Raw genomic sequence first — 8,342 nt, forward strand, 5'->3', positions numbered from 1 at the left:
GGGGCGGCCACCCGGTCTCGGGTGGCCGCCCCATCGGCGTACCGCTGTGCCCGCCGTCAGCCGAGCGGCTTGCCCGGCAGCTCCACCTTGGCGCCGAGCTCCACGAGCTTCTCCATGAAGTTCTCGTAGCCGCGGTTGATGAGCTCGATGCCGTGCACCCGGGACGTGCCCTGGGCGGCCAGCGCGGCGATGAGGTACGAGAAGCCGCCGCGCAGGTCGGGGATGACCAGGTCGGCGCCCTGGAGGCGGGTGGGGCCGCTCACGACCGCCGAGTGCAGGAAGTTGCGCTGGCCGAAGCGGCAGTTCGAGCCGCCGAGGCACTCGCGGTAGAGCTGGATGTGGGCGCCCATCTGGTTGAGCGCGGAGGTGAAGCCGAGACGGGACTCGTAGACCGTCTCGTGGATGATGGACAGGCCCGTGGCCTGGGTGAGGGCCACGACCAGCGGCTGCTGCCAGTCCGTCTGGAAGCCCGGGTGGACGTCCGTCTCCAGGGCGATGGACTTCAACTGGCCGCCGGGGTGCCAGAAACGGATGCCCTCGTCGTCGATCTCGAAGGCCCCGCCCACCTTCCGGTAGGTGTTGAGGAACGTCATCATGGACCGCTGCTGCGCGCCCCGGACGTAGATGTTGCCCTCGGTCGCCAGCGCCGCGGACGCCCAGGAGGCGGCCTCCAGCCGGTCCGGGAGGGCTCGGTGGGTGTAGCCGCCGAGCTGGTCCACACCGGTGATGCGGATGGTCCGGTCGGTGTCCATCGCGATGATGGCGCCCATTTTCTGCAGGACGCAGATCAGGTCCTCGATCTCCGGCTCCACGGCCGCGTTCGCGAGCTCCGTGACGCCCTCCGCGAGGACGGCGGTCAGCAGCACCTGCTCGGTCGCGCCGACGGACGGGTACGGCAGCGAGATCTTCGTACCGCGCAGCCGCTGCGGGGCCTCCAGGTACTGACCGTCCGCCCGCTTCTCGATCGTCGCGCCGAACTGCCGCAGCACGTCGAAGTGGAAGTCGATGGGCCGGCCGCCGATGTCGCAGCCGCCGAGGCCGGGGATGAACGCGTGGCCGAGGCGGTGAAGAAGGGGGCCGCAGAAGAGGATCGGGATGCGGCTCGACCCCGCGTGGGCATCGATGTCGGCGACGTTGGCGCTCTCCACCCGCGTCGGGTCGAGCACCAGTTCGCCCGGCTCCTCGCCCGGACGCACCGACACGCCGTGCAGCTGGAGCAGACCGCGGACCACACGGACGTCACGGATGTCCGGGACGTTGCGCAGCCGACTCGGAGCACTGCCGAGCAGGGCGGCGACCATGGCCTTCGGTACGAGGTTCTTCGCACCGCGGACACGGATCTCGCCCTCCAGCGGGGTGCCGCCGTGGACAAGCAGGACATCGTCGTTGACGGTCATGTATCTCGCGTTCCGATGAGTTGGGCAAGGGCCGGAGAGACAGAGTAATCGCCGACGACCCCCCTGCCGTAAGCCCGAGGACCGCTCAGCCCTGTCATAGCTCTGTCACAACACGAACCGTTCCGTACCGGGCACATGGGGTCACGAAGGCCCGCCGGACGGGCGGCCGTGCGCCGGGGACGCTTCCGTCCGCCTGAGCTGCGTTCACTCCCGTCGCCGGATTGACTCCCCACGTGAGGGGAAGTTGCGGGATCATGTCTGGCATGACCGAGGTGTCCTCGCTCACAGGGCGGCTGCTCGTGGCCACCCCCGCCCTGGCGGACCCGAACTTCGACCGTGCGGTCGTGCTGCTTCTCGACCACGACGAGGAGGGCTCGCTCGGTGTCGTCCTCAACCGGCCGACTCCGGTGGGTGTCGGCGACATCCTGGAGGGCTGGGCGGAGCTGACCGGTGAGCCCGGGGTCGTCTTCCAGGGCGGCCCGGTCTCGCTGGACTCCGCACTGGGTGTGGCGGTCATCCCCGGCGGCGCGTCCGGCGACGTCGCCCCGCTCGGCTGGCGGCGCGTGCACGGCGCGATCGGCCTGGTCGACCTGGAGGCCCCGCCCGAGCTGCTGGCCTCCGCCCTCGGCTCGTTGAGAATCTTCGCCGGGTACGCCGGATGGGGCCCGGGCCAGCTCGAGGACGAACTGGTCGAGGGCGCCTGGTACGTCGTGGAGTCCGAGCCCGGCGACGTCTACTCGCCGTTCCCCGAACGGCTCTGGCGCGAGGTGCTGCGCCGCCAGCGCAGCGAGCTCGCGATGGTGGCCACGTACCCCGACGATCCCTCGCTCAACTGACGGGCCTCCTTCGCGCAACCGTTGCCTGTCGGCTTCAGTACCCTTGGCCGTATGAGCACTCTCGAGCCCGAGCGCGGGACTGGTACGGGGACACTCGTAGAGCCCACGCCGCAGACTTCCCACGGTGACGGTGACCACGAGCGCTTCGCCCACTACGTCCAGAAGGACAAGATCATGGCGAGCGCACTCGACGGTACGCCCGTCGTGGCGCTGTGCGGCAAGGTCTGGGTGCCGGGCCGCGACCCGAAGAAGTACCCCGTGTGTCCCATGTGCAAGGAGATCTACGAGTCCATGGGCGCCGGCGGAGACGACAAGGGCAAGGGCGGCAAGGGCGGCGACAAGTAGCTGTCCGACCGTTTCCTGAGTGATGTCCGGGAGGCCCCCGGGGCGCGCTGCGGCGTGACCCGGGGGCCTTCTCGTCCTGTACCGCCGTCATGTCGCGCGTTCATGTCACGAAGTGGTTGAGACCTCTTGTGGACATGTTCATGTAGTTCATAACCTCCGGCTTGTTGTTGTGCAGAGCGAAACCGTCATTGCATATGTTGCAACGGCATGCTGCGACACCCCGCGGAGGCACTCCATGAAGCTGTCCGTCCGACTGGCCGCCGTCGCGGTCGTCCTGGTCACCGCCGCCTGCGCCCCGCAGACGTCGGGCGACTCCGGCTCCGGCAAGGACGAGCAGTCCGGAACGTTGCGCGTCTGGCTGTTCCAGGAGGTGAACAACAAGCCGAAGGAGCAGGTCGTCCAGTCCGTGGTCGACGGCTTCGAGAAGGCGCACGAGGGCACCGAGGTCACCGTCGAGTACATCCCGGTCGAGACCCGCGCGCAGCGCATCAAGGCCGCCTTCAACGACCCCAAGAGCGCCCCCGACGTCATCGAGTACGGCAACACCGACACCGCCGGCTATGTGAAGGACGGCGGCCTGGAGGACGTCACCAAGGACTTCACCTCCTGGAGCGAGGCCAAGGACACTGACCCGACCGCCAAGCAGTCGGTGACGGTGGACGGCAAGATCTACGGCACCCCCTACTTCGTGGGCGTACGCGCCCTGTACTACCGGACCGACGTCTTCGACGAACTCGGCCTCGACGTGCCGAAGTCGCAGGCCGAGCTGATCGAGACGGCGCGGCGGATCCGAGCCGCCCAGCCCGACCTGTACGGCCTCGCGGTGGGCGGTGCCTACACGTACGGCGCGATGCCGTTCATCTGGGCCAACGGCGGCGAACTGGCCACCGGCAAGGGCGGCTCGTACGCCTCCGCCATCGACAGCGCGGAAGCGCGCAAGGGCATCGAGGCGTACACCTCGCTCTTCGGCGACGACAACTGCCCGGCCGCCAAGTGCGCGGGCATGACCGGCAACGACACCATCACCGCGTTCGCCTCGGGCAAGGCGGGCATGGCGATCGGCGGCGACTTCAGCCACCAGGCCGTGGAGGCCGGGGCGGTGAAGGGCAAGTACGCGGTGGTGCCGCTGCCTGGAGTGGCCTCCGGCTCGATCGCGCCCGCGTTCGCGGGCGGCAACAACATCGGCGTACTGAAGAGCACCTCGCACCGCACCCTGGCCGTCGACCTGATGCAGCGGCTCGCCTCCAAGCGGACGCAGGGTGAACTTTTCGACGCGATGGGCTTCCTGCCGACCTTCACGGACGTGCGCGGCCAGGTGGCCGGGCGTGAGCCCTTCGTGAAGCCGTTCGTCGAGACGCTGGCCGCGGAGACGAAGTTCGTGCCGGCCTCGCCGGCCTGGGCGCAGATCGACTCCTCGCTCGTGCTGCCGACGATGTTCCAGGAGATCGTCAGCGGCAAGAAGGACGTCGGCGCCGCCGCGGGGGACGCGGCGGAGAAGATGGACGCGGCGTTCGGCTCCGCCGGATGACGCCGGTGACGCCTGGCAGTTCGGGTGTCGCGGCTCGTGGGTGGCTGCGGGTCGGTGGGGGCTTGTCGCGCGGTTCCCCGCGCCCCTCTCGGCACGGGGGTGTGCCTTGGCTGTACCTTGCGCCGGCGCTCGTCGTCGTCGCCGGGCTGCTCGTCTACCCCGTCTACCAACTGGGGCTGATCTCCTTCCTGGAGTACACCCAGGCCCAGGTCAGTGGTGGCGAGCCGACCTCGTTCCAGGGGTTGGGGAACTACACGCGGCTCTTCGGTGACGAGCAGTTCTGGCAGGTGCTGCTGGCCACCGTGGTCTTCGCGGCCGCCTGCGTCCTCGCCACGCTCGCCGTGGGCTGCGCGCTGGCCGTGCTGCTCACGCGCGTGCGGGCGGTGCCGCGGCTCGCGCTGATGCTGGCCGCGCTGGGCGCGTGGGCGACCCCGGCGGTCACCGGCTCCACGGTCTGGCTGCTCCTGTTCGACCCGGACTTCGGTCCGGTCAACCGGATCCTCGGGCTCGGCGACCACTCGTGGACGTACGGCCGGTTCAGCGCCTTCTTCCTCGTCCTGCTCGAAGTGGTGTGGTGCTCCTTCCCGTTCGTGATGGTCACGGTGTACGCCGGCATCCGCGCCGTCCCCACGGAGGTGCTGGAGGCCGCGGCGCTGGACGGCGCCTCGCAGTGGCGGATCTGGCGCTCCGTGCTGGCGCCGATGCTCCGCCCCATCCTGGTGATCGTCACCATCCAGTCGATCATCTGGGACTTCAAGGTCTTCACACAGATCTACGTCATGACGAACGGCGGCGGCATCGCGGGACAGAACCTGGTCCTGAACGTCTACGCCTACCAGCAGGCGTTCGCCTCCTCGCAGTACAGCCTCGGCTCGGCGATCGGCGTCGTCATGCTGCTGATCCTGCTCGCGGTGACGCTCGTGTATCTGCGGCTGCTGCGCAGGCAGGGGGAAGAGCTGTGAATCTTCTGAGCGGTCTGGTGCGCAGGCCGTGGCGGACGGCTGCCGAGGCGGCGGCGCTGCTGATCGCGGTGGTGGTCGCCTTCCCCCTCTACTGGATGGTGCTGAGCGCCTTCAAACCGGCCGGGGAGATCGAGTCGGCGACCCCTCGGCCGTGGACCCTGACCCCGTCCCTGGATTCCTTCCGGCGGGTCTTCGGGCAGCAGGAATTCGGCCGGTACTTCGTCAACAGTCTCGTCGTCGCCTGCACCGTCGTGATCGTCTCGGCACTGATCGCGTTTCTCGCCGCGACGGCCGTGACGCGATTCCGGTTCCGCTTCCGGACCACCCTGCTGATCATGTTCCTGGTGGCCCAGATGGTGCCCGTGGAGGCGCTGACGATCCCCCTGTTCTTCCTCATGCGGGACTTCGGCCAGCTGAACACACTGGGCGCGCTGATCCTGCCGCACATCGCCTTCTCCCTGCCCTTCGCGATCTGGATGCTGCGGGGGTTCGTGAAAGCGGTGCCGGAGGCGCTGGAGGAGGCGGCGTACATCGACGGGGCGAGCCGGGCGCGATTCCTGTGGCAGATCCTTTTCCCGCTGGTCTTCCCGGGGCTGGTGGCCACGAGCGTGTTCTCCTTCATCTCGGCCTGGAACGACTTCCTGTTCGCCAAGTCCTTCATCATCAGTGACACTTCGCAGTCCACGCTGCCGATGGCGTTGCTGGTCTTCTACAAGCCGGAGGAACCGGACTGGGGCGGCGTGATGGCGGCGTCCACGGTGATGACGATTCCGGTGCTGGTGTTCTTCGTGCTGGTGCAGCGCCGGCTCGTGTCGGGGCTTGGTGGAGCGGTAAAGGACTGACATGAGTGAACTGATTCCGGCGCCCCGCGCCGTCGAGGGCCCGTCCCCGTGCGGAGTCCCCCTGGACCGGGACACCACCCTGTGGGCCGCGCCGGGCACGCAGACGACGGAACGCTGGCTGCGGGCCACGCTCGGCGCGGCCCTCGGGCTGCCGCTGCGCCCCGCCCCGGAGGACGGCCGAGGGGGCGTACGTCTGCTGCTCGACGACTCGCTGAAGCCGGAGGCGTACCGGCTGAGCGCCACCGCCGACCGGGGCGTGGAGATCCGTGGCGGTGACCCGGCAGGTGTCTTCTGGGGCGCGCAGACACTGCGTCAACTGCTCGGCCCGGACGCCTTCCGGCGCGCACCCGTCCGGCCGGGCCACACCCCCGGCATCGCGCACCAGATCATCGAGGACTCACCTCGATTCCGCTGGCGCGGTCTCATGCTCGACGTGGCCCGGCACTTCATGCCGAAGGACGGTGTGCTGCGTTACCTGGATCTGATGGCCGCCCACAAACTCAACGTCTTCCACTTCCATCTGACGGACGACCAGGGCTGGCGTCTGGAGATCCAGCGGTACCCGAGGCTGACCGAGGTCGGCTCCTGGCGGACCCGCACCAAATTCGGCCACCGGGCCTCGCCGTTGTGGGAGGAGAAGCCGCACGGCGGCTACTACACCCAGGACGACATCCGGGAGATCGTCGCCTACGCCGCCGAGCGGCATATCACCGTCGTCCCGGAAATCGACGTACCGGGGCACTCGCAGGCCGCCATCGCCGCGTATCCGGAACTCGGCAACACCGACGTCGTCGCGTCCGCCACGGCAGGGGACACCGCCCTCTCCGTCTGGGACGACTGGGGGGTCTCCCCGAACGTCCTCGCCCCTGCCGACAACACCCTGCGCTTCTACGAAGGGGTGTTCGAGGAAGTCCTCGATCTGTTTCCCTCGGAGTTCATTCACGTCGGCGGTGACGAATGCCCGAAGGACCAGTGGCGGCGTTCGCCCGCCGCGCGGGCCCGGATCAGGGAACTGGGGCTGGCCGATGAGGACGAGTTGCAGTCCTGGTTCATCGGCCACTTCGACACCTGGCTCTCCGCGCGCGGGCGCCGGCTCATCGGCTGGGACGAGATCCTGGAGGGCGGACTCGCGGCGGGGGCGACGGTGTCCTCATGGCGCGGCTACGCGGGCGGGATCGCCGCCGCGCGGGCCGGTCACGACGTCGTGATGTGCCCCGAGCAGCAGGTCTACCTTGATCACCGGCAGGCCGACGGCGCGGACGAACCCGTACCGATCGGCTATGTGCGCACCCTGGAGGACGTCTACCGTTTCGAGCCCGTTCCGCCGCAGCTCACCGAGGCCGAGGCCGGTCGTGTGCTGGGCACGCAGGCCAACGTGTGGACCGAGGTGATGGAGGACCAGGCCCGCGTGGACTACCAGGCCTTCCCGAGGCTCGCCGCCTTCGCCGAGGTCGCCTGGAGCGCCCTGCCCGCCCCGGCGGAACGGGACTTCGCCGGCTTCGAACGCCGGATGGCCGCCCACTACCGGCGACTTGACGCCTTGGGCGTCGCCTACCGGCCGCCCGCCGGGCCACGGCCCTGGCAGCGCCGCCCCGGGGTGCTCGGCCGCCCGATCGAGGGGGCGCCGCCGAACAGGTAGGCCCCGGCGCGAAAAGCGGGCAGGCCTCGAACAGGCGGGAAAAAAAGCGGACAAGGGTCACCGAAGAGTGGCAATCTCCTGCTGGCCGGCGATGCGCGTCGATGTACGTACAAATCGGGCCATCTCCCCGATGAGGTGGGCGAATGTCTCCTAGCGGACCCCCGTCTTCGGGTCCTGCGAAGATGTGCCAGAGTTGCCACGTCCGCCCTGTCGGCACGTACCGTACGGCCACACAGGCGGGACCAGGTGGGGCAGCGGGAAGGGGCAGCCGGTTTGACCACGCACGCACCGCAGGCGGGGCAGGCCGTCACGCTGCCCGCAACGCTGGACGAGGCCGTGGCGGCGCTCACCGCCATGCCCGCCGCCGTGCCCGTGGCCGGCGGCACCGATCTGATGACCTCGGTCAACTCCGGTCAGCTAAGGCCCGCCGCACTGGTCGGCCTCGGCCGGATCAGCGAGATCCGCGGCTGGCAGTACCAGGACGGCCACGCCCTGCTCGGTGCCGGCCTCACCCACGCGCGGATGGGCCGCCCCGACTTCGCCGCCCTCATCCCGGCGCTCGCCGCCGCCGCGCGCGCCGCGGGCCCGCCGCACATCCGCAACGCCGGCACCCTGGGCGGCAACATCGCCACCGCGGCCCCCACGGGCGACGCGCTGCCCGTACTGGCGGCCCTGGAGGCGGCGCTGGTCATCGCGGGCCCGGGCGGAGCCCGCCGGGAGATCCCGGTGTCGCATCTGCTGGCGGGCGTGGAGATGCTCCGTGCCGGTGAACTCATCGGGTACGTGCGCGTGC

General features: G+C 69.6%; 8 protein-coding genes. 7 read left to right on the top strand and 1 reads right to left on the bottom strand.

Features of this window, described 5'->3' with window-relative positions:
• Positions 1–56: 56 nt before the first annotated feature.
• The gene (gene murA, locus AB0O67_RS25105) at positions 57–1,397 is read right to left on the bottom strand and encodes a UDP-N-acetylglucosamine 1-carboxyvinyltransferase (RefSeq protein ID WP_365454053.1); all 1,341 of its coding nucleotides are present in this window, start codon (positions 1,395–1,397) and stop codon (positions 57–59) included.
• A 263-nt stretch (positions 1,398–1,660) separates the two neighbouring features.
• Here murA and AB0O67_RS25110 point away from each other — a divergent pair, with 263 nt between their 5' ends.
• The 7 genes from AB0O67_RS25110 to AB0O67_RS25140 all read left to right on the top strand — a co-directional run.
• Positions 1,661–2,233 carry a YqgE/AlgH family protein gene (locus tag AB0O67_RS25110; RefSeq protein ID WP_365454056.1) on the top strand — a complete coding sequence of 191 codons (573 nt, stop codon included), beginning with the start codon at positions 1,661–1,663 and terminating at the stop codon, positions 2,231–2,233.
• Between the two features lie 51 nt (positions 2,234–2,284).
• Positions 2,285–2,578 (top strand): DUF3039 domain-containing protein, encoded by a 294-nt coding sequence (locus AB0O67_RS25115; RefSeq protein WP_365454059.1) that lies wholly within the window; start codon positions 2,285–2,287, stop codon positions 2,576–2,578.
• 235 nt (positions 2,579–2,813) lie between these two features.
• Positions 2,814–4,106 carry an extracellular solute-binding protein gene (locus AB0O67_RS25120; protein ID WP_365454062.1) on the top strand — a complete coding sequence of 431 codons (1,293 nt, stop codon included), beginning with the start codon at positions 2,814–2,816 and terminating at the stop codon, positions 4,104–4,106.
• Entirely contained in the window at positions 4,103–5,068 is a 966-nt protein-coding gene (locus AB0O67_RS25125) for a sugar ABC transporter permease (protein WP_365454065.1), read from the top strand. The genes AB0O67_RS25120 and AB0O67_RS25125 overlap by 4 nt, the downstream gene beginning before the upstream one ends.
• Positions 5,065–5,910, top strand: a complete 846-nt coding sequence (locus tag AB0O67_RS25130) for a carbohydrate ABC transporter permease (protein ID WP_365454068.1) — start codon at positions 5,065–5,067, stop codon at positions 5,908–5,910. Before AB0O67_RS25125 ends, AB0O67_RS25130 begins: the two co-directional genes overlap by 4 nt.
• A gap of 1 nt (position 5,911) precedes the next feature.
• A complete protein-coding gene (locus tag AB0O67_RS25135) occupies positions 5,912–7,549 on the top strand; it encodes a beta-N-acetylhexosaminidase (RefSeq protein ID WP_365454070.1) in 1,638 nt (545 codons plus the stop codon).
• 273 nt (positions 7,550–7,822) lie between these two features.
• A partial coding sequence (locus AB0O67_RS25140; protein ID WP_365454073.1) for an FAD binding domain-containing protein occupies positions 7,823–8,342 on the top strand: 520 nt, incomplete at its 3' end.

The organism is Streptomyces sp. NPDC086077 (assembly GCF_040686175.1).
Lineage (GTDB): Bacteria > Actinomycetota > Actinomycetes > Streptomycetales > Streptomycetaceae > Streptomyces.

Bases quoted from the DNA above. Each gene is read 5' to 3' on its own strand.
- AB0O67_RS25115 (WP_365454059.1), top strand. From the start codon at position 2,285: ATGAGCACTCTCGAGCCCGAGCGCGGGACTGGTACGGGGACACTCGTA.
- AB0O67_RS25110 (WP_365454056.1), top strand. From the start codon at position 1,661: ATGACCGAGGTGTCCTCGCTCACAGGGCGGCTGCTCGTGGCCACCCCC.
- murA (WP_365454053.1), bottom strand. From the start codon at position 1,397: ATGACCGTCAACGACGATGTCCTGCTTGTCCACGGCGGCACCCCGCTG.
- AB0O67_RS25135 (WP_365454070.1), top strand. From the start codon at position 5,912: ATGAGTGAACTGATTCCGGCGCCCCGCGCCGTCGAGGGCCCGTCCCCG.
- AB0O67_RS25125 (WP_365454065.1), top strand. From the start codon at position 4,103: ATGACGCCGGTGACGCCTGGCAGTTCGGGTGTCGCGGCTCGTGGGTGG.
- AB0O67_RS25120 (WP_365454062.1), top strand. From the start codon at position 2,814: ATGAAGCTGTCCGTCCGACTGGCCGCCGTCGCGGTCGTCCTGGTCACC.